Source organism: Mesorhizobium sp. J428 (assembly GCF_024699925.1).
Lineage (GTDB): Bacteria > Pseudomonadota > Alphaproteobacteria > Rhizobiales > Rhizobiaceae > Mesorhizobium_A.
On sequence record NZ_JAJOMX010000001.1, the window covers coordinates 2,186,344 to 2,203,783 of the forward strand.

17 protein-coding genes and 2 pseudogenes are annotated in these 17,440 nt (G+C 64.3%); 9 read left to right on the forward strand and 10 right to left on the reverse strand.

All coding sequences use genetic code 11. The features are described from left to right. Positions 1–10 precede the first annotated feature (10 nt). The 6 genes and pseudogenes from rsmG to hemE form a co-directional block, all read right to left on the reverse strand. The gene (gene rsmG / locus LRS09_RS11000; protein ID WP_257806427.1) at positions 11–646 is read right to left on the reverse strand and encodes a 16S rRNA (guanine(527)-N(7))-methyltransferase RsmG; all 636 of its coding nucleotides are present in this window, start codon (positions 644–646) and stop codon (positions 11–13) included. Beyond that, positions 643–2,508 carry a tRNA uridine-5-carboxymethylaminomethyl(34) synthesis enzyme MnmG gene (mnmG, locus tag LRS09_RS11005; protein ID WP_257806429.1) on the reverse strand — a complete coding sequence of 622 codons (1,866 nt, stop codon included), beginning with the start codon at positions 2,506–2,508 and terminating at the stop codon, positions 643–645. The genes rsmG and mnmG overlap by 4 nt, the downstream gene beginning before the upstream one ends. A 116-nt stretch (positions 2,509–2,624) precedes the next feature. Then, complete coding sequence (gene mnmE / locus LRS09_RS11010) at positions 2,625–3,929, reverse strand: tRNA uridine-5-carboxymethylaminomethyl(34) synthesis GTPase MnmE (protein ID WP_257806432.1); 1,305 nt, start codon at positions 3,927–3,929, stop codon at positions 2,625–2,627. A 49-nt stretch (positions 3,930–3,978) separates the two neighbouring features. Then, on the reverse strand, positions 3,979–5,244 hold the full coding sequence (gene rho, locus LRS09_RS11015; protein ID WP_139832152.1) for a transcription termination factor Rho: 1,266 nt from the start codon (positions 5,242–5,244) through the stop codon (positions 3,979–3,981). Between the two features lie 177 nt (positions 5,245–5,421). After that, positions 5,422–5,955, reverse strand: a complete 534-nt coding sequence (gene hemJ, locus LRS09_RS11020; protein WP_257806437.1) for a protoporphyrinogen oxidase HemJ — start codon at positions 5,953–5,955, stop codon at positions 5,422–5,424. After that, positions 5,955–6,996: pseudogene (gene hemE / locus LRS09_RS11025) on the reverse strand (uroporphyrinogen decarboxylase). Before hemE ends, hemJ begins: the two are co-directional and overlap by 1 nt. A 386-nt stretch (positions 6,997–7,382) precedes the next feature. On the opposite strand from hemE, the gene LRS09_RS11030 reads away from it, so the two are divergent. From LRS09_RS11030 to dnaQ, 5 genes are all read left to right on the forward strand, one after another. Then, positions 7,383–8,204, forward strand: coding sequence for a pyruvate, water dikinase regulatory protein (locus tag LRS09_RS11030; RefSeq protein ID WP_257806450.1), 822 nt, complete (start codon positions 7,383–7,385; stop codon positions 8,202–8,204). An 11-nt stretch (positions 8,205–8,215) separates the two neighbouring features. Next, the gene (locus LRS09_RS11035; protein WP_257806452.1) at positions 8,216–8,815 is read left to right on the forward strand and encodes a Maf-like protein; all 600 of its coding nucleotides are present in this window, start codon (positions 8,216–8,218) and stop codon (positions 8,813–8,815) included. Further along, the gene (locus tag LRS09_RS11040; RefSeq protein ID WP_257806455.1) at positions 8,808–9,641 is read left to right on the forward strand and encodes a shikimate dehydrogenase; all 834 of its coding nucleotides are present in this window, start codon (positions 8,808–8,810) and stop codon (positions 9,639–9,641) included. The genes LRS09_RS11035 and LRS09_RS11040 overlap by 8 nt, the downstream gene beginning before the upstream one ends. Beyond that, positions 9,641–10,222: a dephospho-CoA kinase gene (coaE, locus tag LRS09_RS11045; RefSeq protein ID WP_257806456.1), complete on the forward strand. Its 582-nt coding sequence runs from the start codon at positions 9,641–9,643 to the stop codon at positions 10,220–10,222. The genes LRS09_RS11040 and coaE overlap by 1 nt, the downstream gene beginning before the upstream one ends. 71 nt (positions 10,223–10,293) lie before the next feature. Further along, positions 10,294–11,016, forward strand: coding sequence for a DNA polymerase III subunit epsilon (dnaQ, locus tag LRS09_RS11050; RefSeq protein ID WP_257806458.1), 723 nt, complete (start codon positions 10,294–10,296; stop codon positions 11,014–11,016). Here dnaQ and secB read toward each other — a convergent pair whose 3' ends face one another. Together secB and LRS09_RS11060 are read right to left on the reverse strand one after the other, a co-directional pair. Next, on the reverse strand, positions 11,017–11,508 hold the full coding sequence (gene secB / locus LRS09_RS11055; RefSeq protein WP_085462930.1) for a protein-export chaperone SecB: 492 nt from the start codon (positions 11,506–11,508) through the stop codon (positions 11,017–11,019). Between the two features lie 107 nt (positions 11,509–11,615). Continuing rightward, entirely contained in the window at positions 11,616–12,104 is a 489-nt protein-coding gene (locus tag LRS09_RS11060) for an FxsA family protein (RefSeq protein ID WP_257806466.1), read from the reverse strand. Positions 12,105–12,285: 181 nt separating this feature from the next. Between LRS09_RS11060 and LRS09_RS11065 the strand changes: the two genes are divergently transcribed. From LRS09_RS11065 to LRS09_RS11080, 4 genes are read left to right on the forward strand one after another with little or no spacing between them, the layout of a single operon-like run. Beyond that, positions 12,286–12,990 carry a Tim44/TimA family putative adaptor protein gene (locus tag LRS09_RS11065; RefSeq protein ID WP_257806467.1) on the forward strand — a complete coding sequence of 235 codons (705 nt, stop codon included), beginning with the start codon at positions 12,286–12,288 and terminating at the stop codon, positions 12,988–12,990. Between the two features lie 21 nt (positions 12,991–13,011). Beyond that, a complete protein-coding gene (locus LRS09_RS11070) occupies positions 13,012–14,121 on the forward strand; it encodes a murein transglycosylase A (RefSeq protein ID WP_257806470.1) in 1,110 nt (369 codons plus the stop codon). Next, positions 14,118–14,660: a Smr/MutS family protein gene (locus LRS09_RS11075; RefSeq protein ID WP_257806472.1), complete on the forward strand. Its 543-nt coding sequence runs from the start codon at positions 14,118–14,120 to the stop codon at positions 14,658–14,660. Before LRS09_RS11070 ends, LRS09_RS11075 begins: the two co-directional genes overlap by 4 nt. Next, positions 14,657–15,025: a helix-turn-helix domain-containing protein gene (locus LRS09_RS11080; protein ID WP_085462935.1), complete on the forward strand. Its 369-nt coding sequence runs from the start codon at positions 14,657–14,659 to the stop codon at positions 15,023–15,025. Before LRS09_RS11075 ends, LRS09_RS11080 begins: the two co-directional genes overlap by 4 nt. Here the strand turns inward: LRS09_RS11080 and LRS09_RS11085 are convergent. Continuing rightward, positions 15,026–15,983 (reverse strand): annotated as a pseudogene (locus LRS09_RS11085) (DUF1402 family protein). 143 nt (positions 15,984–16,126) lie between these two features. Beyond that, on the reverse strand, positions 16,127–17,440 hold the full coding sequence (gene hslU / locus LRS09_RS11090) for an ATP-dependent protease ATPase subunit HslU (protein WP_257806492.1): 1,314 nt from the start codon (positions 17,438–17,440) through the stop codon (positions 16,127–16,129).

Consider the following 17,440-nt stretch of genomic DNA (forward strand, 5'->3'; position numbering starts at 1 on the left):
GATCTCGGGGTCAACCGATCGCCTGGACGTTGGATATGTCGAGAACGACACTCTCCGCGTCGATGACGCTTCGATGTTCTACCAGATCGATGCGCCAATCGTGAGCGGAATTAACGATTTCGGCCTTGTAGCCCCGCCCTTTGTGGAAAAGTGCTCGCGCGCCGCGCGAAAGCCACGGATAGCTGAGGCCAAGCAAGGCCGGCAAAGGGGCGAGCGCCCGTGCCGTGACGATCTCGGCCTCAAGTTTCTTGTCCCAGGCGTCTTCGATCCTTACCGCGAGAACCTCGGCAGGCGCCTTCAGGCGGCCCAGGATGGTGCTGAGGAACGCTGCCTTCTTCCTGTTGCTCTCGACAAGCGTCACCCGTGCCCCCGGACGATCCTTCATCATGATCGCTATCACCGCGCCAGGAAATCCGCCGCCGGAACCAAGGTCGAGCCAGCGCAGAGCGCCGTTTGAAAGCGGAATGAGCTGGGCGCTGTCGAGGATATGACGGTTCCACAGCTCCGGAAGCGTCGATGGCGCCGAAAGATTTATCTTCGACGACCAGCGGCGAAACTCGGATTCAAAGGCTTGCAGGTCGCCGAATGTTTCACGTGAAACGGGTCCGGCTATGCTGCACAACTCACGATATGCCGCTTCGGTCATGCCGCCCCGCGCAGCGACTCGCCCGCACGCAGGCGGGAAATGATGATCGCCATCGCCGCAGGCGTCATCCCTTCGATGCGCTGCGCTTCTGCCACGCTGCGCGGTCGGCGCACGGCAAGCTTTTGCTTCAGTTCGTTGGAAAGTCCCGGAACGTCCGCAAACTCCAGGTCAGCCGGAATCGCTCGACCCTCCTCGAATCGTATCGCCTCCGACTCGATTCTCTGCCGCTCCAGATACACCGAATATCGCGCCTCGGTCTCGATGGCCTCGCCCGCCGGCCGATCGATCTCCCTAAGCTCCGGCCAGACGGCCGTCAGGCGTTCCAGACCGATCCCTTCCATGGCGAGGAGGTCGCACGCACTTCGCCGCACGCCATCGAGATTCAGCTGCAGACCATGATGCCGCGCCTCATTCGGCGTGATCGTCCGTTCCTTGAGAAGCGCCCGAGTCCGGCTCAGCCGGCCCTCATAAGCGCCGAAGCGCTCTGCGCGTTCATTGGACGCTATACCCAGCTCAATCGCGCGCGGCGTCAGCCGTTCGTCTGCATTGTCGGCGCGCAGCGACAGGCGGAACTCGGCACGCGACGTGAACATGCGGTACGGTTCCGAAACGCCCCTGCTCGTCAAATCGTCCGCCATCACGCCAATATAGGCCTCGGTGCGGCTGAAGCTCACCGGCTCCCGGTCGCCCGCGCGTCGCGCTGCATTGATGCCGGCCAGGATCCCTTGCGCGGCCGCTTCCTCATACCCGGTGGTGCCGTTGATTTGGCCGGCGAGGAACAGACCGCGTATCCGCTGGGTCTCGAAGGTTGGATCGAGCTCCCGCGGATCGACGTGGTCATATTCGATCGCATAACCCGGCTGCGTGATGACCGCATTCTCCAACCCCGGAATGCTGTGCACCACGAGATGCTGCACATCCTCCGGCAGCGAGGTGGAGATTCCGTTCGGGTAGACCGTGTCGTCGTCCAGTCCCTCAGGCTCGAGAAAGATCTGGTGCCCTTCGCGATCGCCGAACTTGACGATCTTGTCCTCGATGGACGGGCAATAGCGCGGACCGACCCCCTCGATCGAGCCGGAATACATCGCCGACCGATGAAGATTGTCCCGGATGATCCGGTGGGTCTCCAGGGTCGTGCGCGTGATCCCGCATTCGATCTGCGGCGTCGTGATCCTGTCGGTCATCAGCGAAAACGGCGTCGGATCCTCGTCTGCAGCCTGCATTTCCAGCGACGCCCAGTCGATCGACTTGCCGTCGAGTCGCGGCGGGGTGCCCGTCTTCAGCCGGCCGAGCCCGAATCCGGCCCTGAGCAGCGCGCCCGAGAGTCGCTCCGCAGCCTTTTCGTTCATCCGCCCAGCCGGAAAGCGCCGTTCTCCAATGTGAATGAGGCCACGCAGGAACGTTCCTGTCGTCAGCACCAACGCACCGCATCCAATGACCGAGCCGTCGGCCAAGGTAATGGAACTGTCTCGATCATCTGAGAAATCCAGATCGACGACCTCGCCGTCCAGGATATCAAGGTTCTGCTGCTCTTGTAGCAGCGTCTGCACGGCCTGTCGGTAGAGCTTGCGGTCCGCCTGCGTGCGCGGGCCGCGCACTGCAGGACCCTTGCGGCGGTTAAGGAGACGAAACTGAATGCCCGCCAGATCGGCCGCACGGCCCATGATGCCGTCGAGCGCATCGATTTCCCGAACAAGATGCCCCTTGCCAAGGCCGCCGATCGCCGGATTGCAGGACATCACGCCGATTTTCGATGCGTCGATCGTCAGCAGCGCCGTTCGGGCGCCCATGCGTGCGGACGCCGCGGCCGCTTCCACGCCCGCATGCCCGCCACCTATGACAATGACATCATACAACTTCATCTGTCGGAACCTCGGAGCGTGCATCTGTTCCGAGTACGGCCGCTTGTCAAGCCAGCGTCGGTTGTTTCACGTGAAACACATCCGAAACGATTCTCCCGACAGGTGTTTCACGTGAATCACTTGCCGATGCAGAACCGCGAAAAGATCTCTCCCAGAAGATCCTCCGTATCGCCGATACCGACGATCCGCCCGACCTCGACAGCCGCGATGCGCAGCTCCTCGGCTACAAGCTCGGGCAGATCCGCTCTCGACGCCTGCTGCAGCGCAGTGCGAGCCCGGCTCAGATGCCCAACATGCCGCTCACGCAAGGCCAGCAACCCGTCGCCGTCCGAGACTGCAAGTCTGACCTGTGCGGCGACTCTCGACAGAAGTTCTGCGATACCCTCACCCGTCAATGACGAGACCAACATGTCATAGCTTCCGGGCCCCGATCCCGCGAGATCGCTCTTGGCGCCCACACGCAACAGCGCCCCGGAGGGCTTCACCGTGATCGGGACCGGATTGGTCACGTCCTCGAGAAGGATAACCAAATCGGCAAGCCGCGCCGCCCCTAGAGCCCGCTCTATCCCGATCGCTTCAACGACGCCTTCCGTCTCTCGGATCCCGGCGGTATCCGTCAGGATCACCTTGAACCCGTCGACCTCCAGAACAACTTCAACCAGATCGCGTGTCGTGCCAGCCTCGTCGCTGACGATCGCCACGTCGCGCATGGCCAAGGCATTGAGCAGGCTCGACTTTCCGGCGTTCGGCGCGCCAAGGATCGCGACGCGATACCCATCCCGCACCAGCTCCGCCTGGCCCAGGCGCCCGACGAACTGATTAATGCGCATGGTTAACGAGTTGATCTCCCTGCCGATCGCCGCATTGAGATCCGGTGAGACGTCATCCTGGTCGGAAAAATCCAGCTCGGCCTCGATCCGCGCGCGCAACGATTGCAGTTCGGCTCGCCATTCGAGGAATGTGTCGCGTAGTTTGCCGCCCATGCCGGCCAAGGCCAGCTTGCGCTGCTGGTCGGTCTCGGCTGCGATCAAATCGGACAGGGATTCGACCGCGGTCAGGTCCATCCGTCCGTTCAGGAAGCCGCGGCGCGAAAACTCGCCAGGTTCGGCCAGCCGAAAGCCGTCGAGGCTGGACAGGGCGGCGATCAGCCCCTTCACCACCGCCACGCTGCCATGCACATGGAATTCGCCGCAATCCTCGCCAGTCACCGAAGTGGGCCCCGGAAAGAACAGGCTCAAACCATGGTCGAGCAGCTCGCCTCGGAACGAAAGCGGTCCGTATCGTGCCACACGCGGCCTCGGAACGGCGCCGGCGAGCACCTCCAGGGCAGTTCGCACGCCCGGGCCGGACATGCGGACAATTGCGATTCCCGAGGGAAGCCGCCCGGTGGACAGGGCGAAAATCGTGTCGGTCGATCTCATCGGGATCTTCCGAATTGATCCGTTCCGGCGTTCCGGAACCGAATCGATCTCAGGTGTTCATCGAATCGAAGAAGTCGGAATTCGTCTTGGTCTGCTTCAGCTTGTCGATGAGGAACTCGATCGCGTCGGTCGTGCCCATCGGTGCCAGAATGCGGCGCAGCACGAAGATCTTCTGCAGGTCGGCCCGTGGCACCAGCAGGTCTTCCTTACGCGTTCCGGACTTCAGGATGTCCATGGCCGGATAGATACGCTTGTCGGCGACCTTGCGGTCGAGCACGATTTCCGAATTGCCGGTGCCCTTGAACTCCTCGAAGATCACTTCGTCCATGCGGCTGCCGGTATCGATCAGCGCCGTCGCGATGATGGTCAGCGATCCGCCCTCCTCGATGTTGCGGGCCGCACCGAAGAAGCGCTTCGGCCGCTGCAGGGCATTGGCGTCGACACCACCGGTCAGAACCTTACCGGACGACGGCACGACTGTGTTGTAGGCACGGCCGAGGCGGGTGATCGAATCGAGCAGGATGACCACGTCGCGGCCGTGTTCGACCAGGCGCTTCGCCTTTTCGATCACCATCTCGGCCACCTGCACGTGCCGCACCGCCGGTTCGTCGAAGGTGGAGGACACTACCTCGCCCTTCACCGAACGCTGCATGTCGGTGACTTCCTCGGGCCGCTCGTCGATGAGCAGCACGATCAGGTAGCACTCGGGATGATTCGCCGTGATCGAATGTGCGATGTTCTGCAGGAGGACCGTCTTACCCGTGCGCGGCTGTGCGACGATGAGCGCGCGCTGGCCCTTGCCCAGCGGTGCAACGAGATCGATCACCCGCGGCGAGATATCCTTCGACGTCGGATTCTCCAGCTCCATCTTCAGGCGCGAGGTCGGATAGAGCGGCGTGAGGTTGTCGAAGTGAATCTTATGCCGGATCTTCTCCGGATCGTCGAAATTGATCGTGTTGACCTTCAGCAGCGCAAAGTAGCGCTCCCCTTCCTTCGGGCTGCGGATCGGCCCTTCGACTGTGTCGCCGGTCTTCAGCGAGAAACGGCGGATCTGCGAGGGCGAGATGTAGATGTCGTCCGGGCCGGGCAGATAGTTCGCATTTGCCGAACGCAGGAAGCCGAATCCGTCCTGCAGAACTTCGACCACGCCGTCGCCGATGATCTCGATATCCTGCGCCGCAAGCTTCTTGAGGATCGCGAACATCAGCTCCTGCTTGCGCATGACGCTGGCGTTCTCGACCTCGAGCGATTCGGCGTAAGCGATCAGCTCCGGCGGCTTCTTGTTCTTGAAGTCTGCGAGTTTCATTTCCTGCATGGGGCGGCTCTGGATGGAGTCTGGGTCCGGATTGAAGACGCGGACCGAAGATAAAATGCCTGGGAACGCCGTTCGTGCGTCCGAATGCTTGAGACGGCACGAATACTAGGCGAGAAGGGAAGGACCTTTTCATACAATCCGGGCGGCGAAAGCGCAAGCGATCAATTCGAAGCCTGGTCAGAACGGCTTCACGATCACCAGGATCACGATGCCGATCATGAGCAGGGTCGGCACCTCGTTGACGATCCGCCAATGCCGCGCAGGCTTCTCGTTCCTGTCCTCGGCGAAGCGGCGCACTGCACCCCCCAGATAGCCATGCATGCCGGACATCGCAACCACGAGCGCGATCTTGGCGTGCAGCCATCCGCCCTGGAACGCGAAGCCTTTCCAGGCAAGCCACAGCCCGGCCGCCCAGGCGATCACCATCGCCGGGTTGATGATCGCCCTGTAGAGCCGCCGCTCCATCACCTTGAAGGTCTCGGACTGCACCGAGCCACGCTCCGCGTCGGCGTGATAGACGAAGAGCCGCGGCAGATAGAGCATGCCCGCCATCCAGGCGATCACCGCGATGACGTGCACCGCCTTGATCCAAAGGTAGAGATCGTCCGGCGCGAGATAGACAAGCGAAAGCGTCAGCGCGACGAATACGACGAGTGCAATGATGGCCCGCCGCGTCGCGACCGCCCCCGAGGATGCAGCACTGTCCGCCATCAACGCGCTCCCCTGATCCGCCGCAGCATCGCCTCGACATGGGCGATCGGAGCCTCGGGCGTGATTCCATGGCCGAGATTGAAGATCAGCGGGCCATCGCCCAGCCCCTCTAGGATCGCATCGACGCCTTCGTCCAAGGCGCGTCCGCCGGCGACGAGCCGCATCGGATCGAGATTGCCCTGCACGGCGCCCGCCGCCTGCAACCGCTTCGCCTGCGACAGCGGCACGGACCAGTCGAGCCCCAGCCCGTTCACCCCGGTCAGCTGGCGATAATCGTCGTAGAGACTGCCGGCGCCTTTCGGAAAGCCGATGATCAGTGCATCGGGCCTCGCTGAGCGCACCTTCGAAACGATCCGTTGCACGGGCTCGACGCAGAAGGCCGAGAACGAAGGCTCGTCGAGCACGCCCGACCAGGAATCGAAGATCTGCACCGCATCCGCGCCGGCATCCAACTGCCGGATCAGATATTCGGCGGAAACATCGGCAATCGTGCCCGAGCAGCTTCCGGAAGGCCTCCGGATGCCGATAGGAAAACAGCCGGGCAGGCGCCTGGTCCGGCGTGCCGTGCCCGGCGATCATGTAGGTCGCGATCGTCCAGGGCGCGCCGCAGAAGCCGAGCAGCGTCGTCTCCGCCGGCAGTTCGGCGCGCAGCCGGCGCACCGTTTCGTAGACGGGCGCGAGCGTCTCGTGAAACCGGCTCCTGTCGAGCCGCTCGATGTCGTCGACACCCATCGGGGTCATCAGCGGCCCGCGTCCCTCCTCGAAGCGCAGATCCCGGCCCAACGCATGCGGCACCACAAGAATGTCCGAGAACAGGATCGATGCGTCGAAACCGAAACGCCTGATGGGCTGAAGCGTCACCTCGACCGCGAAATCGGGATTGTAGCAGAGATCGAGAAAGCTCCCGGCTCTCTTTCGCGTCTCGCGATACTCGGGAAGATACCTGCCAGCCTGGCGCATCAACCAGACCGGAGGCGGGAAGACGCTCTCTCCTCTCAGCACATCGGCGACGACGCGTTTCGGAGTGCTCGGCGCAGCCATCCTGCCTCCTTCCCAATAAAGAAATGAATCTTTGAATCTTCTTATGATTCTAAGAGTCTGTCAGTCGTGGGGATTATCACCTGTCCCCAATCCGTCCACGGATAGGATGTCACACCGGCGAATGTCCAGCCTTGTCCAACTGTGGAAGATAGTGGGAGTGGCCGGATAATTGGAAAGATATCAGCTATTTAAGCGGAAATCGGATTCTCGCGACCTGTGGATCTTTCCTCGGTAACCGTTCCGGATCCGATTCATCCACAGGGCCGGGACTGCCGATCCGCAGTCGCTCGGATTGTGGACAAGAGGGCTTCTGATACAGTCCTCGCCGCCATGGAGGGTCGCTTGTCCGACTTGTCCACACTCCTCAACAAGGGCCGACCCGGGCTGTGAGCAAACCCCAAAGCTTCTTCCACCTGCATCTGATTTCGGACGCGACCGGCGAAACGCTGCTCGCCGCGGGCCGCGCGGCGTCGGCCCAGTACAAGGACACCCGCGCGATCGAGCACATCTATCCGCTGATCCGCACCGAAAAGCAGCTGGCCAAGGTGCTCGAGGAGATCGATGCCGAACCTGGCATCGTCCTCTACACGGTCGTCGACAAGGATCTGGCGGCGAGCATCGATCAGCGCTGCGCAGCAATGGGTCTGCCCTGCGTGTCCGTATTGGAGCCGGTGCTGACCGTCTTCCAGTCCTATCTCGGTGCACCGGCCGGCCGCCGTGTCGGCGCACAGCATGTTCTCGACGCCGAATACTTCCGGCGGATCGATGCGCTCAACTTCACGATGGATCATGACGACGGCCAGTTGCCGGCCGACATCGAAGAGGCGGATGTCGTGCTGATCGGGATTTCGCGCACCTCGAAGACACCGACCAGCATCTATCTCGCCAATCGTGGCATCAAGACCGCCAACATCCCGATCGTCCTCGGCGTGCCGGTGCCCGACAGTCTGCTCACCGCCAAGCGGCCGCTGATCGTGGGCCTCGTCGCGACGGCCGAGCGCATTTCCCATGTCCGGCAGAACCGCCTGCTGGGCACGACCACCACCTTCGACGCGCAGAACTACATCGACCGGGCAGCGATTTCGGACGAGCTGTCCTATGCGCGCCAGATCTGCACCCGGCACAACTGGCCGATGATCGACGTCAGCCGCAGATCGATCGAAGAGACCGCCGCCGCGATCGTTGCGCTGCGGGGCCGGACGCGCTAACCGGTGCGCCCATGACGACCCGGATCATCCTCGCCTCGGCAAGCCCGTTCCGTCTTGCGATGTTACGCAATGCCGGCATCGAAACGGAAGCGAATCCATCGCGGATCGATGAACGCGCTGTGGAGGAGGCGATCGGTGACGCCGCGATTTCACCCGAGAACCTGGCGTGGATCCTCGCCGAGGCCAAGGCGGAGGAGGTAAGCGAACGCTTCCCGGGCGCGCTGGTGATCGGTTCCGACCAGACGCTGTCGCTCGGCGACGAGGTGCTCCACAAGGCATCCGATATGGAGGAGGCGAGGCGACGCCTTCTCAAGCTCTCCGGCAAGACCCATCACCTGAACAGCGCCGTCGTCCTCGCGCGCGACGGCAAGGCACTGTGGGGCCATGTCTCGGTGGCGCGGATGACGATGCGCAAGCTCGATCCGGCCTACGTCGGGCGCTATCTGTCGCGCGTCGGCGACCAGGTGCTGCGCAGCGTCGGCGTCTACCAGATCGAAGGCGAGGGAATTCAGCTCTTCGATGCGATCGAAGGCGATCATTTCACCATCGTCGGCATGCCCTTGCTTCAGCTGGTCGCGGAACTGCGCCGGCTTGGAGCGATCGATGGCTGAAATCCGCACCTTCGTCTGCGGCCATCCGGTCGCACATTCCCGCTCGCCCCTGATCCACGGACACTGGCTGAAAGAGCTCGGCATTGACGGCAGCTACGAGCGGATCGACATCGCGCCCGCCGACATCCGGGCCTTCATCGCGGGCCTTCCCGGCAGCGGCTTTGCCGGCGGCAACGTTACGATTCCGCACAAGGAGGCCGCTTTCGAGACGGTTTCGCACCGCGACGGTGAGGCCGAGGCGATCGGCGCGGTCAACACGCTTTGGATCGAGAACGGCAAGGTGTGTGGCGGCAACACCGACGCGATCGGCTTCGCGGCCAACCTGGATGACCGCGCTCCGGGCTGGCGCGGGCGAGACAGGGCGCTGGTGCTTGGCGCGGGTGGCGCTGCGCGGGCGGTGGTGCACGCGATCCTCAGCGCTGGCTATGCGCGGGTCGACATCACCAATCGCACGCCCGCCCGCGCGCTGGAACTCGCCGATCTCTTCGGAGACAGGGTTCGCGGGCACGGCAACGATGCCATCGATGCTCTGCTTCCGGCCGCGGATCTCGTGGTCAATACGACATCGCTCGGGATGGACGGCGACTCGTCACTTCCCGCCGATGTCGCGGCACTGCCGGACCATGCCCTCGTCACCGACATCGTCTATGTGCCGCTCGAGACGCCGTTTCTCAGGGCAGCGTCTGCGCGGGGTCTGAAAACCGTCGATGGTCTCGGCATGCTGCTCCACCAGGCCGCCCCCGGTTTCGAACGCTGGTTCGGCACGCGCCCGGCCGTCACGCAGCAGCTGCGCGATCTGGTGATCGCCGACCTGGAGGCCCATTGATGATCGTCATCGGCCTCACCGGATCCATCGGCATGGGCAAGTCGACCACGGCGAAGATGTTCGCCGAGGAAGGCGTGCCGGTCCATGATTCCGACGAGGCGGTGCATCGCCTCTATTCCGGCGCCGCCGTGCCGCTGGTCGAGGCGGCGTTTCCGGGCGTGACAGTCGACGGCAGGATCGACCGGACGTTGCTTGGCCAGCGCGTCATCGGCAATACCGAGGCGATCCGGAAGCTCGAGCAGATCGTGCACCCGTTGGTGCGGGCGGATGCCGATGCCTTCCTCGCGCGCAGCCGGGCAGCGGGCGCGAAGCTCGCTGTCCTCGACATTCCCCTTCTGTTCGAGACCGGCGGGCGCGATCGCGTCGACAAGGTGGTCGTGGTCTCCGCGCCCGCCGCGGTTCAGCGTGAGCGGGTTCTCGCTCGCCCGGGCATGACCGCCGAGAAGTTCGAGGCGATCCTTGCCCGGCAGGTGCCCGATGCCGAGAAACGGCGTCTTGCCGATTTCGTCGTCGATACCGGCGCGGGCATGGAGGCCGCGCGCGAGGCGGTACGCAGGATCGTCGCGGACCTGTCAGCATGATGTGTTGACGCCGCGCTGCCGGACTTGCGGGGTGGTGCTGCGTCCAGCATCGTCGGGCCAGGAGTGATTCGATGCGTGAGATCGTCTTCGATACGGAAACCACCGGCCTCGACCATCGTGTCGAGCGCGTGATCGAGATCGGCGCGATCGAACTGGTCAACCGGTTCCCGACAGGTCGCACCTTCCACGTCTATATCAATCCGGACGGTCGTGCGATCGATCCGGAGGCGCAGGCGGTCCATGGCATCACGATGGAACAGCTTGCCGACAAGCCGACCTTCGCTGGCGTCATCGACGACTTCCAAGCCTTCATCGACGGCGCGACGCTGGTCGCCCACAATGCCGGCTTCGACATGAACTTCATCAACGCGGAGTTTGCCCGTTTCGCCCGTCCGCCCGTCGATCCGGCGCGCGTCGTCGATACGCTCGCCATCGCGCGGCGCAAGCACCCGATGGGGCCGAATTCGCTCGATGCGCTGTGCAAACGCTACGGCATCGACAACAGCCACCGAACCCGCCACGGCGCGCTGCTCGACTCGGGGCTGTTGGCGGAGGTCTATATCGAGCTGCTCGGCGGCAAACAGGCCACCTTTGGCCTCTCGGTGGCCGAGCAGGCCACAAGCCGGGCCGAGACCGTCGAGGTCAGCATCACGCTTACGGCGCGCGCCGAACCCTTGCCGACGCGTCTGACCGAGATGGAGCGCCAAGCGCATGCGAAGCTCGTGGCGTCGCTTGGCGAAAAGGCGATCTGGCTGAAGCCCGAACTTCAGGCCCAGCCAGCCGCGGAAGCCTGATCAGCTCGACATCTGCACCTTGGCGCGGGCCTGCTCCTCGGCCATGCGGGCCTGGAACATCTGCGCGAAGTCGATCGGGTCGATCATCAGCGGCGGGAAGCCGCCGTTGCGGGTCGCCTCGGCGATGATCTGGCGGGCGAAGGGGAACAGCAGCCGCGGGCACTCGATGAAGAGGATCGGCAGCGTGTGCTCCTTCGGGAAGCCGCTGACGCGGAAGACGCCGCCATAGACGAGCTCGACGTTGAAGAGCACGTCCTTGTCCGCGCCCGCCTTGGCCGAGATGGTCAGGTTCACGTCGAACTCGGTATCCGAGATCGGATTCGCGTTGACGTTGACATTGATGTTGATGCCGGGAGCGTTCTCGCGGGCACGCAGCGAGTTCGGGGCGTTCGGGCTTTCGAAGGACAGATCCTTGACGTATTGCGCAAGCACATTGAGCGAAGGCTGCGCGCCGTTGCCGGCCGTTGCGCCGCCGTTTTCGTTCTCTGCCATTGATCCCGTTCCTTGGTCGGTGGCCCTGTTTCGGCCCGTTTCAAATCGGCGCGTTCGCTAGCATGCCCGACCCTTCATAGCAAGTTTGGCGGCCGGACTCCCGAGACTTACTCGGAATCCGGACGTTTCCAGGGTGAGGAGCCGCCGCCCTCGACCTCCCGGTAATCACGCTCGTCGAGATCAATCACCTTTGCCTCCCGTCGCGCCTGCCCGCCGCGGGCGCCGAAGCCGCTGCCCATGACCACGATCCGCGAGCGAAGCGCGTTCCAGGCGAGGTCCCGCACCGGCGGCAGGAAAAGCAGCAGGCCGATGATGTCGGTGATGAAGCCCGGAATGATCAGCAGCAGCCCCGCCAGCACGATCATCGCGCCGTGCACGATCTCGCGGTCCGGCGCGCCGCCGGCCTGCGCCTGGATCTGGGCGCGCTGCAGCGCCCCCATGCCCTGGACCTTGAGAAGCACGGCGCCGAGGATCGCGGAGGCGATGACCAGCCCGACGGTTGCCAGCGCACCGATCCGGCTGCCGACGACCACGAATCCGGCAATCTCCAGCAGCGGCAGGAGAAGCACGAAAAGGCCAAGGATCGATCTGCTCATGGAGGTCCAAACAACAAAGGGGCGAAATGCGGCTTTTCCCAGAGATAGGAACGCAGCCATAGGATTTGAATGATCGCCCGCACCACTCTATATGCAATCGTCGAGCATTGTATCAGCGGCGCAAGCGGTCGATAATGTTCGTCGTGATCGTGGCCACGGTTCAGGCGTCTGGCGGAAGCACATGGAATTTTTCGATTTGGGTGCGATCATCTTCCTGGTCGCGGCAGTGGTGATCTTCATCCAGCTCCGCAACGTTCTCGGACGCCGGACCGGAAACGAACGTCCGCCATTCGACCCTTACACGGCCGGACGCGCCAAGCGTGAGCCTGCCCCAGCGTCGCAGGACAACGTCGTCTCGCTGCCGCGCCGGAAATCGTCCGAAACCGCTGAGGAAAGCTATGCCGCGATCGACAAGGTCGCCGCACCCGGCACCGACGTGAACAAGGGCCTGCGTGCGATCAGGGACGCCGACCCGTCCTTTGAGCCCGTCGGCTTCGTCGACGGCGCCAAGATGGCCTACGAGATGATCGTCATGGCCTATGCCGACGGCGACCGGAAGACGCTCAAGAACCTGCTTTCCCGCGAGGTCTATGACGGCTTCGTGCAGGCGATCTCCGAGCGCGAACAGCGCAACGAGAAAATCCAGTCCTCTTTCGTCGGCATCGACAAGGCCGAGATCGTCGGCGCCGAGATGAAGGGAAGCGAGGCGCATGTCACGCTTCGCATCGTCAGCGAGCTCATTTCCGCCACCCGCAACAATGCCGGCGAGGTGATCGACGGCGATCCGGAGACGGTCGCCGAGGTCAAGGACGTCTGGACCTTCGCCCGCGACACGAAGTCCAAGGATCCGAACTGGAAGCTGGTCGCGACGGAAGCCGAAGACTGACGGGCGTGGTGGAGTTCGCCGATGCCCCTGTCCTCGGCGTTCCGCCCGGTCTCCTTCACCGACCTGCCCGGCTGGCTTGAGGACGACTGCGGTCCGGCTTTCGAGGCATTCCGCCGGTCGGCGTTCCGCGTCCTTGAGAAATCATACCGAACCGGCAGCCTGGGAATCGATTGCGCCGCCTTCGGGTCCGCTTATGCCGAAGCACGCCTCTCGCCCCGGCTCGACAAAGCGGCCGCCCACGCCTTCTTCGAGCGCCACTTCACTCCTTGCCTCGTCGAGCCGGGAAACGGAGCCGAACGCGGCTTCGTGACCGGCTTCTACGAGCCGGAGGCCGCCGCCTCTCCCGCCCGCACCGATCGCTTCCGCTTCCCGCTCTATGCGCGCCCCGACGATCTGGTCGACATAGACGACACCAACCGGCCCGACGGCCTCGATCCCTATCTCGCCTTCGCCCGGCAGACCGTCGACGGCATCGTCGAATATTATGACCGCGGCGAGATCGAGCGCGGCGCGCTGGCGGGGTGCGGGCTCGAATTCGCCTGGCTGGAAGACCCGGTCGACGTGTTCTTCATCCATGTGCAGGGCGCGGCAAGGCTACGCATGCCGGACGGACAGATGCGCCGCGTGACCTACGCCGCCAAGAGCGGCCAGCGCTTCAGCGGACCTGGACGCATCCTGGCCGATCTCGGCGAAATCCCGCTGGCCGCCGTGACGATGCAGTCGATTCGCGCCTGGTTCCGGGCACATCCCGGGCGGGTCGACGAGATCCTCTGGCAGAACCGGTCCTTCATCTTCTTCCGCGAGGCGCCGGTGGACGATCAGTCGCTCGGGCCGGTGGCTGCCGCCAAGGTGCCGCTGACCCCCGGCAGGTCGATGGCCGTGGACAGGCTGCTGCACACGTTCGGAACACCTTTCTTCATCGACGCTCCGGAGCTGACGGGCTTCGAGGGGCGCCCGTTCCGCCGTCTGATGATCGCGCAGGACACCGGCTCCGCGATCGTCGGCGCCGCGCGCGGCGACCTCTTCGCCGGCTCCGGCGATGCTGCCGGCGAGATCGCAGGCGTGGTGAAGAGTGCAGCCGATTTCTATGCGCTCGTCCCCAACGCGCTGCTGGCCGGACGGACGCCATGAGCCGCTCCCGTGCCCGCGACCTGACCGACGAGGAGCGGGTTCTCTGGAACCTGGTCGCGCGCACCACCCAGCCGCTCAAGGGCAAGGCGGCACCGGAGCCGGCATTCGTGCCGGAGGCCGAACCGCCTTCGAAACCGCCGGCAGTCCAGGCTGCCGCCCCGCAACTACAGCCGGCGCAGCAGCATCGGCTCCAGGTGCACCACCTCGACCGGCTGACGCAGAAGAAGATCTCGAAGGGCCGGCTGCCGCTCGAAGCCCGCATCGACCTGCACGGAATGCGCCAGGACGAGGCCTACGGGTTGCTGTTGTCCTTCCTCCGGCGTGCGCATGCATCGGGCATCCGCTACGTCCTCGTCATCACCGGCAAGGGGCGCTCGCTGGCGAGCGAGGGCGTGCTGAAGCGCTCCGTTCCTGGCTGGTTCGCCACGCCGCCCTTCAGGGACCTGGTGAGCGGCTTCGAGGACGCCGCCCGCAACCATGGCGGCGAAGGCGCGCTCTATGTCAGGCTCCGCCGCCTGCCGCACGAGACGGGGCCATGACCCCCTTCGGCGCGAAGGTGCGCGATCTGAGGCGCGCTCGCGGCGTCTCGCAGAAGGACATGGCCGCGGCCATCGGCGTCAGCCCTGCCTATCTCTCCGCGCTGGAGCATGGCCGCCGCGGTCGCCCGACCTGGGCGATGCTGCAGAAGATCATCGGCTACTTCAACATCATCTGGGACGAGGCCGAGGAACTGCTCCGTCTCGCCGAGACCTCCGATCCGCGCGCGGTGATCGACACGTCCGGCCTCTCGCCCCGCGCGACGGAATTGGCCAACCTCCTGTCGGAGCGCATCGCGCAGCTCACGGATGCAGAATTGGAGCAGATGATCGCCATCGTCCACCGGCCGCGGCGCCGGTCGCGCTGATCAGAACAGCGCTTCGATGTCGGCGATGCGGTCGTTGACCAGCCAGCCGTAATAGTTCTCTTCGGGAAGCTTCGGTTCCTCCCCCGCCGCCGCCCGCCGCTGGTTCTCCGCCTTCAGCGCGTAGGCTCGCGCCTCGGGACCGCCGACATTGTAAAGCGTCGCGGTCAGGCCCGGATTCTGCGAGATGTCGAAGCCGGCGATGGTCCTGTAGGCATCGATCGCCTTGCGCAGGGTCGCGGCGACGTAGGGCAGTGTCTGGTCCGGGTCCATGATTGTGGCATAGACCGCCTGCGGGTCGCGGTAGTCGAGCGTCGGCGCGCCGGTCACCTTGGCCACGGTGTCCGTCATCTGCAGGGCGGTCAGCGGATTGAGCTGGCCGATGCCGAAGGTCTGGCCCGCATAGAAAGGCTGGAAGAACACCGCGCTGAAGCGATTGTTCGGGAATTGCCTGCCGTCGACGGATCTGCCCTTGAAGGAAGCGTTCCAGACGTCCTCCCGGCAGGTCCAGATCGCATAGCTGCCGGGCAGGCTCTCGCAGCGGGCAAACTGCGGCCGCTGAATGAACGTGCCGATGTCCTCGCCCTCATAGGAGAACGAGAAGCTGGAACTGAGATAGGAGACCGCCTTGACGTAGTAGGTCTGGAGCCGGTCGTAGGCGTCCACATTGTAGGTATGCTCGCCGACGATGGCGCCGGCGATGTGCAGCGGGCTGATGTCGAACTGGCGTGCAACGGCCGCGATCTTCTGCCGAAGCGCCTTGTCGTTGCGTAGCAGCGCGATCACCTTGCGGTATTTCGCGTCGTAGCTGGTCTTGAGCGCCTTGGTGCGGGAGGCGGATCCGCCGGGGCACCTGCGGCTGCTCGATGCTGCGGTTTCCGCTCGGAACGACGGTCGCGGCTGCGGCAGGGACGGCCGCCAGCACCGAAAGTCCCAACAGCACGACGGCCAGCTTCTTCATTCTTCGCCCGGATTTGCGACTTCGCCTAAGCCCCTGCCCCCGTCTAAGGACTGCCTTTCGGGAAGTCGAGTGCGAAGACACAAGCAATCGACTGGTCCAATCCGAAGAAGATCGGGGGTGGCCCGAAGGCCACACCCCAGCCTTTACAGGATGAAACGCGACAAATCTGTGTTCCTGGCGATATCGCCGACGTTCTTTGCCACGAATTCCGCATCCACGGTGATCGAAGACCCGGACTTGTCGGGCGCCTCGTAGGAGGCTTCATCGAGTACGCGCTCCATCACTGTCTGGAGGCGCCGCGCGCCGATGTTTTCGACTGTCGCATTCAGTTCGACAGCTATCCCGGCCAGCCGGTCGATCGCGTCGTCGGTAAAGGCGAGTTCCACGCCTTCGGTCGCCATCAGCGCGATATACTGCTTGATCAGGCTCGCCTCCGGCTCGGTCAGGATGCGCTTGAAGTCGTCCTTCTCCAGCGCCCTGAGCTCGACACGGATCGGCAGGCGACCCTGCAGCTCGGGCAACAGGTCCGACGGCTTGGCGACGTGGAACGCGCCCGAGGCGATGAAGAGAATGTGGTCCGTCTTCACTGGCCCGTATTTGGTCGCGACCGTCGTGCCCTCGACCAGCGGCAGCAGGTCGCGCTGTACGCCCTCACGGGAAACGCCGGCGCCGACACCTCCGTCACGCGCGGCGATCTTGTCGATCTCGTCGAGGAAGACGATGCCGTCGTCCTGCGCCGACTGGAGCGCAGCCGCGATCACCTGGTCCTGGTCGAGCAGCTTGTCCGACTCGTCGTCGATCAGCAGCCCGTAGGACTCCTTCACCGTCGTCTTGCGCGTCTTGGTGCGCTTCTGGCCCATCGCCTTGGACAGCATGTCGTTTATGTTCAGCACACCGATATTGGCGCCCGGCATGCCGGGGATCTCGAAGCCGGGCATGCCGCCGGTGCCGGTGTCGGCAACCTCGATCTCGATCTCCTTGTCGTCCAGCTCGCCGTTGCGCAGCTTCTTGCGGAACGAGTCGCGCGTCGCCGGGCTTGCCGTCTTGCCGACCAGCGCTTCGAGCACGCGTTCCTCGGCGTTGAGATGCGCGCGCGCCTTCACGTCCTCGCGCATCTTTTCGCGCACCAGCACGATGGCGACCTCGACCAGGTCGCGAACGATCTGTTCCACGTCGCGGCCGACATAGCCGACCTCGGTGAACTTGGTGGCCTCGACCTTGATGAAGGGCGCGCCGGCGAGCTTGGCGAGGCGGCGGGCGATCTCGGTCTTGCCGACGCCCGTCGGTCCGATCATCAGGATGTTCTTCGGCATCACCTCTTCGCGCATCTGGCCGGTGAGCTGCTGGCGCCGCCAGCGGTTGCGCAGCGCGATCGCGACCGCGCGCTTGGCGTCCTTCTGGCCGACGATGTAGCGGTCGAGCTCGGAAACGATCTCGCGGGGGGAAAAGTTGGTCAT

Coding starts and splice junctions, on each gene's coding strand:
- rsmG (WP_257806427.1), bottom strand. CDS start 646: ATGACCGAAGCGGCATATCGTGAGTTGTGCAGCATAGCCGGACCCGTT.
- mnmG (WP_257806429.1), bottom strand. CDS start 2,508: ATGAAGTTGTATGATGTCATTGTCATAGGTGGCGGGCATGCGGGCGTG.
- mnmE (WP_257806432.1), bottom strand. CDS start 3,929: ATGAGATCGACCGACACGATTTTCGCCCTGTCCACCGGGCGGCTTCCC.
- rho (WP_139832152.1), bottom strand. CDS start 5,244: ATGCAGGAAATGAAACTCGCAGACTTCAAGAACAAGAAGCCGCCGGAG.
- hemJ (WP_257806437.1), bottom strand. CDS start 5,955: ATGGCGGACAGTGCTGCATCCTCGGGGGCGGTCGCGACGCGGCGGGCC.
- LRS09_RS11035 (WP_257806452.1), top strand. CDS start 8,216: ATGACGACCCGGATCATCCTCGCCTCGGCAAGCCCGTTCCGTCTTGCG.
- LRS09_RS11040 (WP_257806455.1), top strand. CDS start 8,808: ATGGCTGAAATCCGCACCTTCGTCTGCGGCCATCCGGTCGCACATTCC.
- coaE (WP_257806456.1), top strand. CDS start 9,641: ATGATCGTCATCGGCCTCACCGGATCCATCGGCATGGGCAAGTCGACC.
- dnaQ (WP_257806458.1), top strand. CDS start 10,294: ATGCGTGAGATCGTCTTCGATACGGAAACCACCGGCCTCGACCATCGT.
- secB (WP_085462930.1), bottom strand. CDS start 11,508: ATGGCAGAGAACGAAAACGGCGGCGCAACGGCCGGCAACGGCGCGCAG.
- LRS09_RS11060 (WP_257806466.1), bottom strand. CDS start 12,104: ATGAGCAGATCGATCCTTGGCCTTTTCGTGCTTCTCCTGCCGCTGCTG.
- LRS09_RS11065 (WP_257806467.1), top strand. CDS start 12,286: ATGGAATTTTTCGATTTGGGTGCGATCATCTTCCTGGTCGCGGCAGTG.
- LRS09_RS11070 (WP_257806470.1), top strand. CDS start 13,012: ATGCCCCTGTCCTCGGCGTTCCGCCCGGTCTCCTTCACCGACCTGCCC.
- LRS09_RS11075 (WP_257806472.1), top strand. CDS start 14,118: ATGAGCCGCTCCCGTGCCCGCGACCTGACCGACGAGGAGCGGGTTCTC.
- LRS09_RS11080 (WP_085462935.1), top strand. CDS start 14,657: ATGACCCCCTTCGGCGCGAAGGTGCGCGATCTGAGGCGCGCTCGCGGC.
- hslU (WP_257806492.1), bottom strand. CDS start 17,440: ATGACCAACTTTTCCCCCCGCGAGATCGTTTCCGAGCTCGACCGCTAC.